This is a genomic window from Phenylobacterium sp. (genome assembly GCF_046463815.1).
Taxonomy (GTDB): domain Bacteria; phylum Pseudomonadota; class Alphaproteobacteria; order Caulobacterales; family Caulobacteraceae; genus Phenylobacterium.
In genome coordinates this window covers 63,796-81,928 of the sequence record NZ_JBKBRO010000011.1, presented here as the reverse complement: position 1 = coordinate 81,928, position 18,133 = coordinate 63,796, and the positions used below count along the sequence as shown (strand labels likewise).

Annotated in this window: 20 protein-coding genes and 1 riboswitch; of the genes, 11 read left to right on the top strand and 9 right to left on the bottom strand. The window is 70.1% G+C overall.

What is annotated here, in order from left to right; translation table 11 throughout:
- Nucleotides 1-453, bottom strand: a complete 453-nt coding sequence (gene rnhA, locus ACK4TT_RS09280; RefSeq protein ID WP_409639410.1) for a ribonuclease HI — start codon at nucleotides 451-453, stop codon at nucleotides 1-3.
- Nucleotides 450-1,415, bottom strand: a complete 966-nt coding sequence (gene thrB, locus ACK4TT_RS09275; protein WP_409639611.1) for a homoserine kinase — start codon at nucleotides 1,413-1,415, stop codon at nucleotides 450-452. The genes rnhA and thrB overlap by 4 nt, the downstream gene beginning before the upstream one ends.
- 94 nt (nucleotides 1,416-1,509) lie before the next feature.
- On the opposite strand from thrB, the gene ACK4TT_RS09270 reads away from it, so the two are divergent.
- Nucleotides 1,510-1,731, top strand: coding sequence for a hypothetical protein (locus tag ACK4TT_RS09270; protein WP_409639412.1), 222 nt, complete (start codon nucleotides 1,510-1,512; stop codon nucleotides 1,729-1,731).
- A gap of 342 nt (nucleotides 1,732-2,073) precedes the next feature.
- A complete protein-coding gene (locus ACK4TT_RS09265; protein WP_409639415.1) occupies nucleotides 2,074-3,369 on the top strand; it encodes a cation:proton antiporter in 1,296 nt (431 codons plus the stop codon).
- A 4-nt stretch (nucleotides 3,370-3,373) separates the two neighbouring features.
- Here the strand turns inward: ACK4TT_RS09265 and argS are convergent, their stop codons facing one another.
- Nucleotides 3,374-5,167: an arginine--tRNA ligase gene (gene argS, locus ACK4TT_RS09260; protein WP_410212878.1), complete on the bottom strand. Its 1,794-nt coding sequence runs from the start codon at nucleotides 5,165-5,167 to the stop codon at nucleotides 3,374-3,376.
- Nucleotides 5,164-5,856, bottom strand: coding sequence for a Tat pathway signal sequence domain protein (locus ACK4TT_RS09255; RefSeq protein ID WP_409639422.1), 693 nt, complete (start codon nucleotides 5,854-5,856; stop codon nucleotides 5,164-5,166). The genes argS and ACK4TT_RS09255 overlap by 4 nt, the downstream gene beginning before the upstream one ends.
- Before the next feature lie 351 nt (nucleotides 5,857-6,207).
- Here ACK4TT_RS09255 and ispH point away from each other — a divergent pair, with 351 nt between their 5' ends.
- Nucleotides 6,208-7,155, top strand: coding sequence for a 4-hydroxy-3-methylbut-2-enyl diphosphate reductase (gene ispH / locus ACK4TT_RS09250; RefSeq protein WP_409639425.1), 948 nt, complete (start codon nucleotides 6,208-6,210; stop codon nucleotides 7,153-7,155).
- A 102-nt stretch (nucleotides 7,156-7,257) separates the two neighbouring features.
- On the opposite strand, the gene ACK4TT_RS09245 is transcribed toward ispH, so the two are convergent.
- Nucleotides 7,258-8,040 carry a hypothetical protein gene (locus ACK4TT_RS09245; protein ID WP_409639428.1) on the bottom strand — a complete coding sequence of 261 codons (783 nt, stop codon included), beginning with the start codon at nucleotides 8,038-8,040 and terminating at the stop codon, nucleotides 7,258-7,260.
- Between the two features lie 318 nt (nucleotides 8,041-8,358).
- Entirely contained in the window at nucleotides 8,359-8,580 is a 222-nt protein-coding gene (locus tag ACK4TT_RS09240; protein WP_409639431.1) for a BrnA antitoxin family protein, read from the bottom strand.
- A 206-nt stretch (nucleotides 8,581-8,786) separates the two neighbouring features.
- Between ACK4TT_RS09240 and ACK4TT_RS09235 the strand changes: the two genes are divergently transcribed.
- Genes ACK4TT_RS09235 through ACK4TT_RS09225 form a run of 3 tightly spaced genes read left to right on the top strand, consistent with a single transcriptional unit; the run spans nucleotide 8,787 to nucleotide 10,956 of the window.
- Complete coding sequence (locus ACK4TT_RS09235; RefSeq protein WP_409639434.1) at nucleotides 8,787-9,533, top strand: DUF5131 family protein; 747 nt, start codon at nucleotides 8,787-8,789, stop codon at nucleotides 9,531-9,533.
- Complete coding sequence (tcmP, locus tag ACK4TT_RS09230; RefSeq protein ID WP_410212877.1) at nucleotides 9,530-10,447, top strand: three-Cys-motif partner protein TcmP; 918 nt, start codon at nucleotides 9,530-9,532, stop codon at nucleotides 10,445-10,447. The genes ACK4TT_RS09235 and tcmP overlap by 4 nt, the downstream gene beginning before the upstream one ends.
- 11 nt (nucleotides 10,448-10,458) lie before the next feature.
- A complete protein-coding gene (locus tag ACK4TT_RS09225) occupies nucleotides 10,459-10,956 on the top strand; it encodes a hypothetical protein (RefSeq protein WP_409639440.1) in 498 nt (165 codons plus the stop codon).
- Here the strand turns inward: ACK4TT_RS09225 and ACK4TT_RS09220 are convergent.
- Nucleotides 10,890-11,237 (bottom strand): DUF2200 domain-containing protein, encoded by a 348-nt coding sequence (locus ACK4TT_RS09220; RefSeq protein ID WP_409639443.1) that lies wholly within the window; start codon nucleotides 11,235-11,237, stop codon nucleotides 10,890-10,892. The two genes, ACK4TT_RS09225 and ACK4TT_RS09220, sit on opposite strands and share 67 nt — an antisense overlap.
- A 233-nt stretch (nucleotides 11,238-11,470) precedes the next feature.
- A riboswitch (glycine riboswitch) is annotated at nucleotides 11,471-11,562 on the top strand.
- 173 nt (nucleotides 11,563-11,735) lie between these two features.
- On the opposite strand from ACK4TT_RS09220, the gene gcvT reads away from it, so the two are divergent.
- From gcvT to ACK4TT_RS09195, 5 genes are all read left to right on the top strand, one after another.
- On the top strand, nucleotides 11,736-12,887 hold the full coding sequence (gcvT, locus tag ACK4TT_RS09215) for a glycine cleavage system aminomethyltransferase GcvT (RefSeq protein WP_409639446.1): 1,152 nt from the start codon (nucleotides 11,736-11,738) through the stop codon (nucleotides 12,885-12,887).
- Between the two features lie 156 nt (nucleotides 12,888-13,043).
- Entirely contained in the window at nucleotides 13,044-13,409 is a 366-nt protein-coding gene (gcvH, locus tag ACK4TT_RS09210) for a glycine cleavage system protein GcvH (RefSeq protein WP_409639449.1), read from the top strand.
- Between the two features lie 134 nt (nucleotides 13,410-13,543).
- Complete coding sequence (gene gcvPA / locus ACK4TT_RS09205) at nucleotides 13,544-14,887, top strand: aminomethyl-transferring glycine dehydrogenase subunit GcvPA (RefSeq protein WP_409639452.1); 1,344 nt, start codon at nucleotides 13,544-13,546, stop codon at nucleotides 14,885-14,887.
- The gene (gcvPB, locus tag ACK4TT_RS09200; RefSeq protein WP_410212876.1) at nucleotides 14,884-16,434 is read left to right on the top strand and encodes an aminomethyl-transferring glycine dehydrogenase subunit GcvPB; all 1,551 of its coding nucleotides are present in this window, start codon (nucleotides 14,884-14,886) and stop codon (nucleotides 16,432-16,434) included. The genes gcvPA and gcvPB overlap by 4 nt, the downstream gene beginning before the upstream one ends.
- A 121-nt stretch (nucleotides 16,435-16,555) precedes the next feature.
- On the top strand, nucleotides 16,556-16,963 hold the full coding sequence (locus tag ACK4TT_RS09195; RefSeq protein WP_409639614.1) for a PGPGW domain-containing protein: 408 nt from the start codon (nucleotides 16,556-16,558) through the stop codon (nucleotides 16,961-16,963).
- A 7-nt stretch (nucleotides 16,964-16,970) separates the two neighbouring features.
- Here the strand turns inward: ACK4TT_RS09195 and ACK4TT_RS09190 are convergent, their stop codons facing one another.
- Nucleotides 16,971-17,486: an ATP F0F1 synthase subunit B gene (locus tag ACK4TT_RS09190; RefSeq protein WP_409639459.1), complete on the bottom strand. Its 516-nt coding sequence runs from the start codon at nucleotides 17,484-17,486 to the stop codon at nucleotides 16,971-16,973.
- 3 nt (nucleotides 17,487-17,489) lie between these two features.
- Nucleotides 17,490-18,089, bottom strand: a complete 600-nt coding sequence (locus ACK4TT_RS09185) for a hypothetical protein (RefSeq protein ID WP_410212875.1) — start codon at nucleotides 18,087-18,089, stop codon at nucleotides 17,490-17,492.
- Nucleotides 18,090-18,133 lie beyond the last annotated feature (44 nt).

Here is an 18,133-nt window from a genome sequence, read left to right as displayed (position 1 = left end):
CTAGCGCCCGGCCGCGTCCAGGGCGTCCTTCAGGCCCATCCGCGCCAGCTCGTCGGCCCGCTCGTTCAGCTCGTGGCCCGCGTGGCCCTTCACCCAGCGCCAGGCGACCTGGTGGCGCATCCGGGCCTCGTCCAGCCGCCGCCACAGGTCGTCGTTCTTCACCGGCTTCTTGTCGGCCGTCAGCCAGCCGCGCTTCTTCCAGCCGTGGATCCACTCGTGGATGCCCTTCTGGACGTACTGGCTGTCGGTGTGCAGCTCCACCTTGCACGGCCGCTTCAGGGCCTCCAGCGCCTGGATGGCGGCCATCAGCTCCATGCGGTTGTTGGTGGTGGCGAGCTCCCCGCCGCGCAGCTCCTTGCGGCGCTCGCCGTGCAGCAGGATCGCGCCCCAGCCGCCAGGTCCCGGATTCCCCGAGCAGGCGCCGTCCGTGTAGATCACCACCTCGGGGCTCACGCGGGCGTCCCGAACAGCACCAGGTCGGGCGAGCTGCGATGCACGGCCAGCTTGCGCTCGTACTCCAGCGGATCCTTGGGCCTCACCAGCGCCCCCTCGGGCGTCGCGCCCCAGTCCTGCAACCGCGTCAGGAAGAACCGCAGCGCCGCGCCGTGGGCCAGCACCGGCAGGGCGTGGCGTTCGGCGTCCGACAGCGGCCGCGCCGCCTCGTAACCGGCCACCAGGGCGCGCGCCGCGGTGATGTTGAAGCTGCCGTCCGTCTCGAAGCACCAGGCGTTCAAGGCGACCGCGACGTCGTAGGCCCGCATGTCCGTGCAGGCGAAATAGAAGTCGATGGCGCCGGCGAACCTGCCGTTCCGGAAGAACACGTTGTCGGGGAAGTAGTCGGCGTGGATCACGCCTTCCGGCAGATCCTTGGGCCAGGCGGCGGCCAGGTGGGCGATGTCGCCGTCGATGGTCTTCGACAGACCGGGCTTCAGCCGCTCGGCGTCGTCCTTCAGGCCGGCGAACATCGGCGCCCAGGCGGGCTGGCCCAGGTCGTTGGCGCGGCGCATGGGGAAGCCGTCGGCGGCGTTATGCAGGGCCGCCAGCCCCGCGCCCGCCTCGCGGCAGTGGGCCACCGTCGGGCGGCGCACCGATAGCCCGGGCAGGAAGCTCACGATGGCGCAGGGCTTGCCGCGCACCCGCTTCAGCATCTCGCCGTTCCGGTCGGCCATGGGCTGGCCGCTGGCGAAGCCGTGCTCCGACAGCCAGCGCATCAGCGCGAGGAAGAACGGCAGGTCCGCCTCGTCCACCCGCTGCTCGTAGACGGTCAGGATGAACCGCCCGCCCTCGGTCTCCAGCAGGAAGTTGGAGTTCGAGACGCCCTCGGCGATGCCCTTGAACGAAAGGGGCGCGCCCAGGTCGAAGTCGGCCAGCAGGGCGGCCAGCTCGTCGTCGGTGATGTCGGTGTAGACCGCCATGGGCGCCCGCATGGGGCACGCCGCGGGGCCGGTCAAGCGCCCGCGTCGCGCGTTCCTGTGCTAGACTGGGCCTTGTTCTCCCTGGAGGAGCCCGATGATTGCGCTGAAGGTCGAGAAGATCGGCGACCGCGTGGCGGTCGTCCTCACGGAAGAAGCCCTGGCGGCCCTGAACCTGGCCCCCGGCGACACCCTCCATGTCGAGCCGTCCCCGGGCGGCGCCATCCGGCAGGTCACCCGCGAGACCTGGATCGAGGACCCCCACGCCCGCGGGCGCGCGTTCCTGCGGCGCTACAACAGGTCCTTCGAGCGGATGTAGCGGCAGGCCTCGCCCGGTCTCGCCGCTCAGACGTCCATTTCCAGATCCGCATGACTGTTCTGCGGAAATGCGCGGATGCGCCGGCCGGCGCGGGCGCCCACATCGGAGGCTCGATGCCGAGGGACCACCCATGAACATCCTGCCCGCCGCCCTGTCGCTGATGAGCGTCACCTTCGCCCTGGTGATGGGCATTCCCCTGATCGGGCCCCACCTCTTCTAGCCACCGAAGGTTCGACAGCGCTGTCATCGGCGCTTTCCCACGCCCCAGGGCCGTGTTAGCGATAACACGACTATCCTGGCCGCCAAGCGATCCACGAGAGCCGGGAAGCGCGGGAGGGCGTCATGGCGCCGGCGGACCTGAGCCTGGTCTTCTTCCTCGAGCTGGCCGTCATCGTGGCGGCGGCGCGGGGCGTGGGATGGCTGGGACGCCGGTTCCTGGGCCAGCCGCAGGCGATGGGCGAGATGGTGGCCGGCGTGCTGCTGGGTCCTTCCCTGCTGGGCCTGATCGCCCCCGGCCTCCAGGCCTGGCTGTTCCCGGCCGAGGCGCGCGGCGCCCTGCACGTGGCCGGCCAGCTCGGCGTCGGCCTCTACATGTTCCTGGTGGGCCTGGAGTTCGACCGCGTGCGCGGCCAGGCGGCGACGGCGGGCGCGGTGTCGCTGGCCGGGATGGCCGCGCCGTTCGCGGCGGCCGCCCTGCTGACCCCGTGGCTGATGGGCAAGCCCGGCCTCTTCGCCGGCGGCCTGTCCCAGGCCGAGGCCAGCCTCTTCCTGGGCGCCTGCATCTCGATCACGGCCTTCCCAATGCTGGCGCGCATCCTGGACGAGCGGGGCCTGGCGAAGTCGCCGCTGGGATCGCTGTCGCTGTCGGCCGGGGCCATCGGCGACGCGGCCGCCTGGGTGATCCTGGCCCTGGTCCTGGCGACCGCCGGGGGCAGTGCGGGCGTGGCGGTGAAGGCGATCGCGGGCGGCCTGGCCTTCACCGTCCTGACCTTGGGCCTGGGACCCCGGCTGCTCGCGCCCCTGGGGGTTGCGGCAGAGCGGGCGCGGGGCGTGGGCCCCGGGCTGCTGGCGACCGTGCTCATGCTGTTCCTGGGCGCCGCGGCGGTCACCGACTGGGCCGGGCTGCACGCGGTGTTCGGCGGCTTCCTGCTGGGGACCGTGATGCCGCGCGGACGGCTGGCCGACGGGCTGAAGGCCAGGCTGGAGCCGTTCACCGTGGTCCTGCTGGTCCCCTTGTTCTTCGCCTCGTCGGGGCTGAACACCCAGCTCTTCCTGGCCGCCGACCCGGCGCTGCTGCCGGCGGCGCTCGCGGTCCTGGGCGCCTCCATCCTGGCCAAGGGCGGGGCCTGCTGGGCGGCGGCGCGCCTGACCGGCCAGGACAACGCCACGGCCATGGGGGTCGGCGCGCTGATGAACGCGCGCGGGCTCATGGAGCTGATCATGATCAACACCGGCCTGCAGCGCGGGCTGATCGGGCCGGGGATGTTCTCGATCCTGGTGCTGATGGCGGTGGTCACGACCCTGATGGCCACGCCGCTGTTCGAGCGGGTCTATGGCCGCCGGGCGCGGGGCGAGCTGGGGGCCTTGCGCGACGAGCCGGAGACGGTCGACGCCGCGCCGGAACGGCCGCTGGCCTGAGGCCCTACATCCGCTCCGGCACGTCGATCCCGAGGATATCCAGCGCCAGTTCGAGCTGCTTCAGCGTGGCGGCGGCCAGCGTCAGGCGCGAGGCCCGCACCGGCGGCGGCGCGATCAGGATCGGGCAGGCGGCGTAGAACTTCGAGAACGCCTGCGACAGCCGGTAGGCGTGCTCGGCCACCGCGTTGGGGGCCTTCTTGTCGTAGGCCTCGGCGAGCGCCGCCTCGAAGGCGTCGAGGGTCAGCACGAGGTCGCGCTCGGCCGGCTCGGTCACCGCGACGGGGCCCTGGAGGGGGCCGGCGGCGGCGCCCTCCTCGGCGGCCTTGCGCAGCAGGGATTTCACCCGCACCGCCTGGTAGAGCAGGTAGGGCCCGGTCTTGCCCTCGAAGCTGGTGAAGCGGTCGAGGTCGAAGACGTAGGAGGTGCCGCGGAAGTTCGAGAGGTCGGCGAACTTCAGCGCCGCCACGGCCACCTTGCCGGCGATGTCCTCGAACTCCTCGGCCGGCAGGTTCTCGCCCAGGCCCGCCTCGTGCAGCCGCTCGCGGGCCTTGGCGCGGGTCATCTCGATCAGGTCGGCCAGCTTCAGCACGCCGCCCTCGCGGGTCTTGAAGGGCTTGCCGTCGGTCCCGTTCATGGTGCCGAAGCCGATGTGCTCCAGCCGGCCTTCCTCGGCGTAGCCGGCCAGGTAGGCGGCCCGGAAGACGATCTCGAAGTGGTCGGCCTGGCGCTGGTCGACGCAGTAGATGACGAGCTCGGGGTCGAAGGCCTGCCTGCGGTCCAGGATGGTGGCGAGGTCGGTCGTGCCGTACATCGCCGAGCCCTCGGACGAGACCACCAGCAGCGGCGGCAGCTCGCGCTTGTCGCCCTCGCGGGCCACGCGGACGATCCGGGCGCCCTGGTCGTCCACCAGCAGGCCCTTGGCGTCCAGCTCGGCCACCATGTCGGGGATCAGGTGGTCGACGTCGCTCTCGCCCTTCCACCAGTCGAAGTCGACGCCCAGGGCGTGGAAGTCGCGCTCGAGGGCGACCTGGGTCACGTCCCGGAACCTGCGCCACAGCAGGTAGCAGCCGGGCTTGTGGGCCTGGAGGTCGGCGGTGAGCTTGCGGGCCCGGTCGCGGTAGGCGGGGTCTTCCTTCCCCCTGGCCGCGGCCAGGGGATAGAGCCGGTCGAGGTCGGCGAGCGTCACCCGCTCGAAGGCGGCCGGAATCGGACCGTTCGGATCGCCCGAGGCGTTGAGCTGCTCGACCAGCGCCCTGATCTCGGCGTCCTCGTCGCAGACCGCGCCGATCAGCAGGCCCATCTGGTAGCCCCAGTCGCCGAAGTGGGCGTCGCCGATCACCGTATCGCCCCGGAACCGGTAGAGCCGCTTGATGCTCTCGCCGATGATCGAGGCCCGCAGGTGGCCCACGTGCATGGGCTTGGCGACGTTGGGGCCGCCGTAGTCGACGATCACCCGGCGGGGCTGCGGAACCGTCTCGGCGCCGGCCCGCGGGTCGGCGGCGATCGCGTCGGCGCGGGCGGCCAGCGTCGCGTCGGCGACCTTGAGGTTCAGGAAGCCCGGCCCCGCGATCTCGACGGCCGCCAGCCGCGGATCGCCCGCCAGCCGCGCGGCCACGGCCGCGGCGATCTCGCGCGGGTTCCTGCCCACGCGCTTGGCGGCGGCCAGCGCGCCGTTCGACTGGAAGTCGGCCAGGTCCGGCCGGTCCGAGGGGGTCACCCGCGCCAGCTCGGCCGGCACGCCTTCGGCGGCGAAGGCGGCTTCCACCGCTTCGCCAAGGGCCGTCTTCAGGTCGCTCATTGCTGGGGCGGGTTGGTCGGGTTGGGCTGGGGGGACGCCTGGCCGACGTTGAGGCGGAAGCGCTTGCCGTCGCGGTTGAAGGCCGCCATCTGCGGCGTCACGTCGAAGCCGATCAGCACCTCGAAGTTCGAGCCCGAGGTGGTCATCTCGGCGCGCGGGATGACGATGCGGTTCAGGTTCTCGCGGACGTAGACGCGGTCCTCGCCCTCGGGGAAGGTGACCGGCAGGTCGAAGTATTCCTTGGCCAGCACGTCGCGGTTCCGGTCGGTGACGGCCACCCAGTAGCGGTAGGTCTTGGACCGGCCCTCGGCCTGGGGCCCGCGGCCCAGCTCGAAGAGGACCTCCATGGCCACCTCGATGGGGTCGCTGTCCTTGTACTGGCAGCCGGCCGAGATGCCCTGGATCTCACCCGAATAGGCGACCGAGCCCGAGGCCTCGCGGCCGTCCTTGAACTCGATGTAGCGGGCCGCGTCGTAGAGCGTCTTCACGAACGGGCAGGGACCGGCGTTGCGCAGCGCCGGCAGCGGGGCGCGCGAATTGCCCCATTCGGCGTCGCGCTTCTTCTTCTTGGCCGCGTCCTCTTCCTGCTGGCGCTGCTGGTCCTGCCCTCCGCGGCCTTGCGCGTGGGCGGTGAGCGGGGCGGAGACGGCCACGGCGAGGGCGGCGGCGCAGAGCAGCAGGCGGCGCATGAAGGCGTCCAGGATAGAGGGGCGCGGGAAGGCCGCGCGGGTCGGGGCCTAGTTACAGCCTCACGATTGCGGCGGCAACGCGGCTCACCGAAGCGGGGGCCTGGCAGAGGGGAACCACGGAAACCGGGAACCACGGAAAACGCGGAAGGCGCGCCCGGAGAAGAAGGGACGCGCCTGCACGGAAAGGAAGAAGCGCTGGGCAGTATTTGGCAGGCGGCTTCGCCGCCAACGACCTCCCCCGCCAGGGCGGCGCGGCGGGAGCGCCTTCTGCGTCCTTCTGTGTTTTCCGTGGTTCGAATCTTTCGGCGCCTCCGCTGGCGCGCAGGCGGTCGGCGCACTAGGTTCCGGCCCATGCCGACGCGTCCCGCCCTCACCGTCCTGCTGGCCAGCCCGCGCGGCTTCTGCGCGGGAGTGGACCGGGCCATCCAGATCGTCGAGCGGGCCATCGAGAAGTACGGCGCGCCGGTCTATGTGCGCCACGAGATCGTCCACAACCGCCACGTGGTCGAGCGGCTGAAGGCCCTGGGCGCGGTGTTCGTCGAGGAGCTCGACCAGGCCCCCGACGACCGGCCGGTGGTGTTCTCGGCCCACGGGGTGCCCAAGTCGGTGCCGGCCGCGGCCCGGGCGCGGAACATGCTCTACCTCGACGCCACCTGCCCGCTGGTCTCCAAGGTCCACGTCGAGGCCGAGCGTCACCACCAGGCCGGCCGCGAGATCGTGCTGATCGGCCATGCCGGCCACCCCGAGGTGGTGGGCACCATGGGCCAGCTCCCCGAGGGCGCCGTCGTGCTGATCGAGACTGTGGAGGACGCCCTGGCCTTCACGCCCAAGGACCCGGCCAACGTCGCCTTCGTCACCCAGACCACCCTGTCGGTGGACGACACCGCCGGGATCGTCGAGGCCCTGCGCCGCCGCTTCCCGGCCATCGCCGCGCCGCACAAGGAAGACATCTGCTACGCCACCACCAACCGCCAGGAGGCGGTGAAGGCCATCGCCGGGCGGGCCGACGTGCTGCTGGTGCTGGGCAGCGCCAACTCGTCCAACTCGGTGCGCCTGGCCGAGGTCGGCCGCCGCGCCGGGGCGCGGGCCTATCTGATCGACGATGCCGCCAAGCTCGACTTCGCCTGGCTGGAGGGCGCCCGCACGGCGGGCGTCACCGCCGGCGCCTCGGCGCCCGAGGTGCTGGTCCAGGGCCTGCTCGACCGCCTGGCCGAGCGCTTCGAGGTGACCGTCCAGGAGGCCGAGGTCGCCCGCGAGACGGTCACCTTCAAGCTCCCCCGCGCGCTCGCCCCCTCCTGATCCTCACAGGCCCAGTCCTCCGAGGCCCAGTCCTCCGAGGCCCAGTCCTCCGAATACCCAGTCCTCCGATACCCAGGCCTCCGATACCCAGGCCTCCGGGGCCTAATCCTCCCAGCCCGGCTCGGGCGGCAGGATGCCGCCGCCCGGCAGGGGATGGTGGTCGGGCCCGGGACGCCAGCGCGTGCGCCCCTCGCGCTCGATCTCGCCGGTCTCGGGGTTGGGGCAGTAGGCGACCACCACCTGCTTGCCGCTCTCGGGGTCGGTCTCGATCTTGAAGCGGCGGAACAGCAGGTCCACCACCCGGGTGGGCTCTTCCGGCTCCACCGGCTTCAGCCGGAAGACCTTGGGCGCCAGCACCCCGGCCTGCCAGCGGAGCTGGTTCAGCCGCACGTGGGTGAGATACGCCGTCTCGGGCGTCGCCTCGCTGGCCAGCTCCCAGCCCTTGTCGCAGAACATCTCGGCCTGGATGCGCTTGCCCATCCTGACCGCCTCCTCGAACTCGGGGATGCGCCGGCGCCAGTAGAAGATGGTCGACAGCGACGGCATGGTCGGGTCGGCCCCGATCTTCGTCAGGCTCTCGCCCTCGCACAGCCGCATGAAGATCTCGTCGCCCACTTCGCGGCAGTAGGTGAAGCCCGGCCCCCGCGCCCCCTCGGGCCTGCCGCCCGCCCGCCTCGCCGCCTTCAGCCGCTCGGCGAACTTCGGCTTCTGCAGGGTCCACTTCTTCACCGCCTCGGGCGTCGGCATCCCGGGCTCGCGGCAGACGCGGTACAGCATCTCGCCCGCCTCCAGCCGCGCGCACAGCCGGTCCGCCAGCGCCTCCGAATAGCGCACATAGGCGCGCCGCCGCGCGGGCGTGCGCCCGCCGTCGCTTCCGTCGTCCATCGCCATGTCCTTTAGAAAAAGCGCCTTCCTCCCCATTGATGGGGGAGGTGGCCCGAAGGGCCGGAGGGGGTGCGGCCGCCCCTTCCCTTTCCCCTTCCCCTTCCCCTTCTACGGGTGGTGGGGGGTGGCGGCCCAACGGGCCGGAAGGGGCTCCGCCGCCGCGCCCCTAACCCCGGGGCGCAATCCTCAACGCTGGCACAAAAATCCCAGAAACGCGTGGCGTTGTCAAGAACAAAAGAAGAACACTCTTTCCTCCCCCTTCATGGGGGAGGGGGACCGCGAAGCGGTGGAGGGGGTTGAAGCCGCGAGCGCCGCGCCCTAGCTCCCCACCGCCTTCTTCAGGATCTCGTTCACCCGGCTCTGCCAGCCGGGGCCCGACGCCCTCAGCCGGTCGATCACGTCGCTGTCCAGCCGGATCGTCACCTGACGCTTGGGCTTCTCCAGCCTCGGCCGCCCGCGCCGCGTCAGCGTCCCGTCCGCCGGGCGCAGCACCTCGTCGCCCTTCTTCAGCGCCGCGCGCTCGAAGAAGTCGTCGGTCAACTCCGGCGCGTCATCCGTGTCTTTCCAGCCGCGCCCCGTATCTTTCACGTTCCCGGTCATTGCACTTCTCAGCGGAGAGAATACAGCCGTTCAAGGCAGTAGACCCTTAGAGTGGGCGGTCATCGCCCCTTAAGCAAATCAGCCACTCCTGATGTTGCGCTTGGCGGCAATCGCCTATATGTTCCTGTTTTGTTCGGATGATGACCATGGCTGACAGCAGCGCCATCGAGTGGACGGACGCGACGTGGAACCCCGTTACCGGGTGCACCAAGATCACGGCGGGTTGCGACAACTGTTATGCCGAGCGCTTCTCCGAGCGTTTCCGGGGGGTCCCGGGCCATCCGTTCGAGAACGGCTTCGACCTCACCCTTCGCCCCGCGCGGCTGAAACAGCCCCTCGAATGGCGGCGCCCGCGCATGATCTTCGTGAACTCGATGAGCGACCTGTTCCACAAACAGGTACCCACGTCCTTCATCGACCAGGTCTTCGACACCATGGAGGAGGCGGACTGGCACGTCTTCCAGGTGCTTACGAAGCGCAGCTCGATCATGCGCGACTACCTCAAGCGCCGCTACGGCGGCGCCGTGGCCCCGGCCCACATCTGGCTCGGAGTCTCCGTCGAGGACGGCCAGAACAGGGCGCGCATCCGTCACCTTCAGCAAGCCCCGGCGACGGTGCGCTTCCTCTCCATCGAGCCCCTCATCGGCCCCATGGGCGAGTTCGACCTGGATGGCATCCACTGGGTCATCGTCGGCGGCGAAAGCGGGCCCGGCGCCCGGCCCGTGCATGTCGAATGGGTCCGCGAAGTCCGCGACCAATGCCGAGACGCCGGCGTCTCGTTCTTCTTCAAACAGTGGGGCGGCATCCGCCCGAAGTCGGGCGGCCGCTCGCTGGATGGCCGGGAGTGGAGCGAGTACCCGCGAATGAGTTCGGCGATCATAGCAGCCGAATGATGTCCGATTTCCCACAAGAGGCCGAAGTCGGCCCTTGGGCCAAGCAAAAGCTCGACGCACTTGAGCGGTATCTCGACTATTACACGACGCGTCTCAAAAACCAGAGACAATGGCGCACAATATATGTCGATGCTTTCGCGGGCGGCGGCATTGCGCGCGTACGCCAGAACAAGAGAGTGCGGAGTGAACAGTTCGACTTCTTCGAAGGGCTTCTTGGGCCTCAGGACCCTGAACAGGCGCAGTTTGTTCTCGGCAGCCCCCGGCGCAGTCTCGATCTACCTAACCCTTTCGATTCTTACATCTTCATCGATGCGGACTCTGCCCGCATCGCGATGCTGAACGCCCTCAAGGCCGAATACGCCGGCACGAGAAGGATCACAGTAAGACGAGGTTCCGCCGCCACTGAAATTGACTGGATCATCTCAAAGCGGCCAGATCCGGCCAAACATCGCGGGGTCGCGTTTCTGGATCCGTTTGGCGCACACCTCGAGTGGCGCTCCGTTCGAGCTCTCGCCGACACACGTGTTTTCGAGGTTCTAATCAACTTCCCCCTCGACATGGCCATCAACCGGCTGATCAAGGTCGATGGCCAAATCCCGGCAAGTTGGAGAGACCAGTTGAACGCGTTCTTCCCGGCTGGCTGGTGGGATCACGCCTACTCGACCGATCCTGGACTGTTGGCAGGCTTGGTTGATGAAGGGTCGATCCTAGAGAAGCGGCGCGACGCGCGCGCACGGCTCCTGGGGTTCTATTGTCAAAGTCTGCGCGAGGCCTTTGGGCATGTTTCGCAGCCGAAGCTCATCCGAAACACGAAGGGGCATCCTCTCTATTACCTCATCTGGGCAGGCCCCCATCCAGCGGGCCTCAAGGGCGCGAATTACGTGTTGAGTATGGGTGAGAAGGCCGCGTCGTAGCGATTGTCCCCATGAACCCGCGCCGCCTCCTCAAACCGCTGGCCGCCGTCGCCGTCCTTGGGCTCTATCTGGTCAGCCTCGCGGTGACCGGCCTGCTGTTCCTGCTGGCCAATCCCCTGACCGACAATCGCCTGCCGCTGCGCCCCTTCTTCGAAGCCTGGCCGTTCGTGATGCTGGTGGGCCTGGTCGCCCTGGTATGGCGTCATCGCGAGCCCGGCGTCTGGTGGCTGGCGGCGGCCATCGGCGCAGCGCCGCTGTTCGGCCTGGCGCTCATCATGTTCCGGGTGGTCGCCTGGGACGGCGCCGGCCCTCTCCCTACCCTCCCCCTCTCGCTTCGCCGGGGGGAGAGGAGACTCCCTTCTGTGCCTTCCGCGTTTTCTGCGGTTCCGCGCGAAGCGCGCCATCCGTGGAAATCCGTGAAATCCGTGGTTTCTCGGCCCCCTCACCTCCGCAGGATCTTCTCCATCGCCTTGCCCTTGGCGAGTTCGTCGACGAGCTTGTCCAGGTAGCGGATCTCCCGCATCAGCGGCTCGGCCACCGTCTCCACACGCACGCCGCAGACCACGCCGGTGATCAGCTCGCGCGCCGGGTTCAGGCGCGCCCCGGCGAAGAAGCCCTCGAAATCCGTCTTCGCCGCCAGGTGCGCGTCCAGCTCCGCCTGGCTGTAGCCGGTCAGCCAGCGGATGACCTCGTCCACCTCGGCCTTCGTCCGCCCCTTCTTCTCAGCCTTCGCCACATAGTGCGGATAGACGCTGGCGAAACTCATCCCATAGATGCGGTGTCCGGCCATCGCGATCTCCTATCCCGCGCGAAGCGAGGGGGAGAGGATAGAGCAGAGGGGCGCCTTTCGTGACCCTTCTGCGTTTTCTGTGGTTCCGCGCGCAGCGCGCCATCCGTGCAGATCCGTGAAATCCGTGGTTTCCCTCAGGACCGCCCCCCTGCCCAATCCCGCGCCATCGGCGGTTCCCCGCGTCGCACCGCCACTCCCCCGTTGACTCCCACCACCCGTTCGGCGACCTAGAGCCAACTCTCGCGGGAGAGGCCGGATTCTTGCGTCCGGCGCCGAAGGCGCAACCGCCCCGGAAACGCTCAGGCAAAAGGACCGCGCGGGCTGATGAACGCTGGAAAGCAGGGCGTCCGCTAGACGGGCGTGCTCGCCGAAGGAGCAGAGGGTCCCCCAACCACCGGGCGGCTCGAAATCTCTCAGGCCAAGGGACAGCGGGGGCGCGAACGATAAGGGCCGCTGAGCCCGGCCGTTCGCCGCATCGTCAGCCGGAGTCCCTCGCCCGTGTCCTCTCCCCCGAATCCTTCCGCCCCGCATCCTTCCGCGGAAGTCCTCAAGGCCACCCCGCTCACCGCCGCCCACGAGGCCCTGGGCGCGCGCATGGTGCCCTTCGCCGGCTATTCCATGCCGGTGCAGTACGCCGACGGCGTGCTCAAGGAGCACCTGTGGACCCGCGAGCACGCGGGGCTCTTCGACGTCTCCCACATGGGCCAGGCGCGCCTGCGCGGCGTCTCGCCGCTGTCGGCCTTCGAGGAGGTGGTCCCCGGCGACTTCATCGGCCTGAAGCCCGGCAAGCAGAAGTATTCGGTGCTGCTGAACAAGAAGGGCGGGATCATCGACGACCTGATGGCGGGCCGTCCGGATGACGACGGCCTGTTCGTGGTGGTCAACGGGGCCTGCAAGGAGAACGACTTCAAGGTCATCGACGACGAGCTGGCCGGCCAGGTGGACGTGGTGCGCCTGGAGGACCGGGCGCTGATGGCCCTCCAGGGGCCTAAGGCCGTCGAGGTCCTGAAGGCCCACGTGCCCGAGGTCGCCGGGATGGTGTTCATGGACATCCGCAGCCTTGAGGGCTTCGGGACCGACCTCATCGTCTCGCGCTCGGGCTACACCGGCGAGGACGGCTTCGAGATTTCCTGCCCGGCGTCCGAGGCGGTGCGGATCTGGAACCTGCTGCTGGCCGACGATCGCGTGCGCCCCATCGGCCTGGGCGCGCGCGACAGCCTGCGCCTGGAGGCGGGCCTGCCGCTCTACGGTCACGACCTGGACGAGACGGTCAGTCCCGTCGAGGCGGGCCTGACCTTCGCCATCAACAAGAACCGCCGCGAGCAGCGCGACTTCCCCGGCGCGGCCCGCATCGTCAAGGAACTGGCCGAGGGCCCGGCGCGCATCAAGGTCTGCCTGAAGGTGCTGGAAGGCGCCCCGGCCCGCGAGGGCGCCGAGGTCGCCGACGAGGCCGGGACCGTGGTCGGCGTCGTGACGTCCGGCGGCTATTCGCCCTGCCTGAAGGCCGGCGTCGCGCTCGCCTTCGCGCCCCCCGCCCTCCAGGCGCCCGGCACGAAGCTCAAGGTCATCGTCCGCGGCAGGCCCCAGGCCTGCGAGGTCGTCCCCTCCCCCTTCGTCCCCCACCGCTACGTCCGCAAGGCGCAGGCATGACCCGTCCCCGCGCGCCGAAGGCGCCCTCATTCAAACCACGGATTTCACCGATTTCACGGATTTCGCGCCGGACCTCCCCATCCGTGAAATCCGTGCAATCCGTGGTTCCAAAAGACAGCGGCTTCGCCGCCTATCGGCTCTAGGAGAGAAAGCCTCATGCGTTTCACCAAGGATCACGAGTGGGTCACGCTCGACGGCGACGTGGCCACCGTCGGCATCACGGCCCACGCCGCCGAACAGCTCGGCGACGTGGTGTTCGTCGAGGTCCCCGAGGTGGGCAAGACCGTGAAGGCCGGCGACGCCTTCGCCGTGGTCGAGAGCGTCAAGGCCGCCTCGGACGTCTATGCCCCCCTGTCGGGCGAGGTGGTCGCGGCCAACGACGCCCTGGCCGGCGCCCCCGAGACGGTCAACGCCGAGCCCGAGGCCGGCGGCTGGTTCGCCAAGCTGAAGATCGCCGACCCGGCCCAGTACGAGGCCCTGATGGACAGGGCCGCCTACGACGCCTTCTGCGCCGACCACTGACGCCCGCGCGAAGCGCAATCGAATGAACCACGGATTTCACCGATTTCACGGATGCCGGCGCCGGCCCAAATCCGTGCCATCCGTGAAATCCGTGGTTCGCCTCCACAGCGCCTCCGGCGCGCAGGACTGACCCGATGAGATACTTGCCCCTCACTCCCGCCGACCGGGCCCAGATGCTGGGCGTCATCGGCGCCCCCGACGTGGACGCGCTGTTCGAGGACGTGCCGGCCGCCGCGCGCAAGGCCGACCTCTTCGACCTGCCGCTGCACGCCGGCGAGCTGGAGGTGGAGCGGGAGCTCTCGGCCCTCGCGGCCATGAACCGCCCCGCCGGCGCGGGGCCGTTCTTCTGCGGCGCGGGCGCCTACCGCCACCACGTGCCGGCCACCGTGGACCACATCATCCAGCGGTCGGAGTTCCTGACCAGCTACACGCCCTACCAGCCCGAGATCGCCCAAGGGACCCTCCAGGTCCTCTTCGAGTTCCAGACCCAGGTCGCCCGCCTGACCGGCCTCGATGTGGCCAACGCCTCGATGTACGACGGGTCCACCGCCTGCGCCGAAGCGGTGATGATGGCCCAGCGCGTCACCCGCCGGGACAAGGCCATCCTGTCGGGCGGCCTGCATCCGCACTACGCCGCCGCCACCCAGACCATCGCCCACGCCGAGGGCATGGAGATCATCCGCCAGGCCGCCGCCATCGACGCCGAGGCCGCGGTCATCGACCTGATCGACGACGAAACCGCCTGCGTCGTCGTCCAGACGCCCAACGTCTTCGGCGTCGCCACCGACGTTTCCAGGATCGCCGAGGCCGCCCACGCCAAGGGCGCCCTGCTGGTCGTCGTGACCACCGAGGCGGTGTCCTACGGCCTCCTGAAGTCGCCGGGCGCCATGGGCGCCGACATCGCCGTGGCCGAGGGCCAGTCGATCGGCAACAGCCTGAACTTCGGCGGCCCCTACGTCGGCCTCTTCGCCGTCCGCGAGAAGCTGGTCCGCTCCATGCCGGGCCGCCTGTGCGGCGAGACGGTCGACGCCGAGGGCCGGCGCGGTTACGTGCTGACGCTCTCGACCCGCGAGCAGCACATCCGCCGCGAGAAGGCGACTTCGAACATCTGCACCAACTCGGGCCTCTGCGCGCTCGCCTTCTCGATCCACATGTCGCTGCTGGGCGGGACGGGCCTGAAGCAGCTCGCCGCCCTCAACCACGCCCGGGCGCGCGCCCTGAAGGCCGCCGTCGAGGCTGCGGGCCTCCAGGTCCTGACCCCGCGCTTCTTCAACGAGATCGCCGTCCGCACACCCGTTCCGGCCGCCGCCCTGGTGGACGACCTGCTGGCCGACGGGATCGTCGCGGGCGTGCCGTTCTCGCGGCTCGACCCCGCCGCCGGGATGGACGACGTCCTGCTGCTGGCCGCCACCGAAACCACCACCCCTGAAGACATCGCCGCCCTGAAGGCCGCGCTGGAGCGGAGGCTCGCCCGATGACCATGATGAACGTGGGCCGCCCCACCCGCCCCGAGGGCGACGTGACCGCCTCCGCGGCCTCGCTGACCGGCGGCCGAGGGCTGCTCCAGGACGAGGCGCTGATCTTCGAACTCGGCGGCTGGGACAAGACCGGCGTCGACCTGCCCGCGGCGGACGCCGACGCCTCGGACCTGGGCGGCCTCGTCCGCGACGACCTCGCCCTGCCCGGCCTCTCCGAGCCCGAGGCCGTGCGCCACTACGTGCGCCTGTCCCAGAAGAACCACGCCATCGACCTGGCGCTCTATCCGCTGGGCTCGTGCACCATGAAGCACAATCCCCGCCTGAACGAGAAGGCCGCGCGCCTGGCCGGCTTCGCCGACCTGCACCCGATGCAGCCCGAGGCCACCGTGCAGGGCGCGCTTCAGCTCATGGACCGCCTGGCCCACTGGCTGAAGACCCTGACCGGCATGCCCGCCGTCGCGCTGTCGCCCAAGGCCGGCGCCCACGGCGAGCTCTGCGGCCTGCTCTGCATCAAGGCCGCCCACGAGGCCGCCGGCCAGGGCCACCGCCGCACCGTGCTGGTCCCCACCTCGGCCCATGGCACCAACCCGGCCACCGCCGCCTTCGTCGGCTACTCCGTCGCCGAGATCGCCCAGACCCCGGACGGCCGCGTCGACCTCGCCGACCTCGAGGCCAAGCTCGGCCCGGACGTGGCCGCCATCATGGTCACCAATCCGAACACCTGCGGACTGTTCGAGCGGGACGTGATCGAGATCGCGCGCATATCGCACGCGCACGGGGCGTACTTCTACTGCGACGGCGCCAACTTCAACGCCATCGTCGGCCGGGTCCGCCCCGGCGACCTCGGCGTGGACGCCATGCACATCAACCTGCACAAGACCTTCTCCACGCCCCACGGCGGCGGCGGGCCGGGCGCGGGACCGGTGGTGCTGTCCCAGGCCCTGGCGCCCTTCGCCCCGGCCCCCTGGGTGGTCAGCGATGGCGAAGGCCTGCGCCTCCAGGAGCACGACATCGGCTTCGGCCGCATGAGCGCCTTCCACGGCCAGATGGGCATGTTCGTCCGCGCCTACGCCTACATGCTGAGCCACGGCGCCGACGGCCTGCGCCAGGTGGCCGAGGACGCGGTGCTTAACGCCAACTACGTAATGGCGCGGCTGTCGGGCGTGATGTCAGCGGCCTTCCCCGACGGCCCCTGCATGCACGAGGCCCTGTTCGACGACGCCTGGCTCGAGGGCACGGGCGTCACCACCCTCGATTTCGCCAAGGCGATGATCGACGAGGGCTTCCACCCGATGACCATGTACTTCCCGCTGGTCGTCCACGGCGCGATGCTGATCGAGCCCACCGAGACGGAGTCCAAGGCTGAGCTCGACCGGTTCTGCGAAGCGCTGCTGGCGCTGGCCGCCGCGGCCAAGGCCGGCGACGTCGAGCGGTTCAAGGGCGCCCCCTTCCTGGCCCCGATGCGTCGCCTGGACGAGACCCTGGCTGCCCGGAAGCCAAAGCTCGTGTGGCGTAATGACATAGAAGGTGTGGCGCCGGCGCCATGAGCGCGGGAATAGGGGCCCGTTAGGAAAATTTAACGCGCCGGCGGCTTTACGACTCCCGACGGTGTTCACATATCTGGAAGCGTGACGACGGAACCTCCCCCCGCCGTCCGCGCTCCCAGGTCTGAATCACGTGACTTTCGCCATGCCCTCTTTGCGCGTGTATCGCGCCACGGACGATCTCGCGCGTGAGGTCGTGAACCGCTTCGTGCGGTTTGGCCTCGTGCTGCTTGGTCTGGCGATCGTCTTGGCCGGCATCCTGATCGCGCCCCTGCCGGGCCCCGGCGGGATCCCGGTGATCGTGGTCGGCCTGATGATCGTGCTGCGCAATTCGTTCAAGGCGCGGCGGCAGTTCGTGAAACTCCAGCGCGCCCACCCGAAGATGGTCTTCCCCATCCGCCGGCTGCTGCGGCGCGAACCCGAGGTGTTTCCGGTCTTCTGGCAACAGTACCTGCGCGTCGAACGCGTGGTGCTTCCCAAGCGCGCCCGGTTCGCGGTGAGGACGCGGCGGCGTTTCAAGCGCCGCCGCTGATCGCTTCCTACTGAAGTTTGGCGGCCAGTTGGCCGATCGCGCGGTCGACGAGCGGATCGCTCTTCGCGCTGGCGAGGCGTTGCGCCAGCACCGTCTCGGTCGCGCGGGCCGCGAGGTCGATGGCGGCGCTCTTCACCTGGGCCGCGGCCTCGGCCTGGGCGGCCTCGATCTTGGCCTCGGCCATGCGGGTGCGCGTGGCGAGGTCTTCGGCGAGCTTGACCTTGGCTTCCTCGGCCAGCCGCTTGGCGTGAGCCTCGGCGGCCTCGATCATGGCCTTCGCCTGGGCGTCCGCCTCGGCGCGCTGGCGATTGATGTCGGCCAGCAGGGCCTCGGCCTCGGCGCGGATGCGCGCCGCCTCGTCCAGATCTTCCTTGATCTTACTGGCCTTCGCGTCGAGGCCGGCGGCGGCCATCTTGAAGGCGCCGGCCATCCACAGGATGGCCAGGAAGATCACCAGGCCCGCGCCGACCCACAGCTCGGGGTTGGCGAGGCTCCAGAACTCGGCTTCGAGGAAGGCGGGCATCGGTTATCCCTGGATCTTGACGGCGGCGGCGACGGCGTCGCGCGGCGCCTTGGCGCCCGTCAGCTTCTCGACCATGGCCTCGGCCGCGTCGGTGGCGACGACGGCGAGCTGCTGCATGGCGGCCTCGCGGGCGGCGCGGATGCGGGCCTCGGCCTCGGCTTGCTTGGCGGCAAGCTCGGCGTCCAGCTCGGCGCGGCGCGCGGCGGTCTCGGCCGACGCCTTGGCGGCGGCTTCGGCGGCCGTGCGCTGGGCGGCGGCGCGAGCCTCGGCCAGCGCGCGCTTGGCGGCCTCGGCCTGGGCGTCGGCTTCGGCCTGGACGGAGCGGGCGCTGCTCACCGCGCCCTGGATGGTGGCCGTCCGCTCGTCGAGGACCCGCCGCATGCGCGGAGCCCAGACCTTCGACATCAGGATGTACAGCGCGACGAACAGGATGAGCAGATAGGCGATCTGCCCGCCCCAGTGCTCGAACTGGAACTGCGGCAGGCCGGCGCTGTGCTCAGCCGTGGTGGTCGCGGCGTGCTCGCCCACGCTCGCCGCCGAAGCCTCGGCGGCGTTCTCGACCGAGTGGGTCGCAGCGGGGTCGGTCTCTACCTCAACGGCCATTACAGATGGGCTCCGGAATCAGAAGTTCGCGCGCGGGGCCCGAC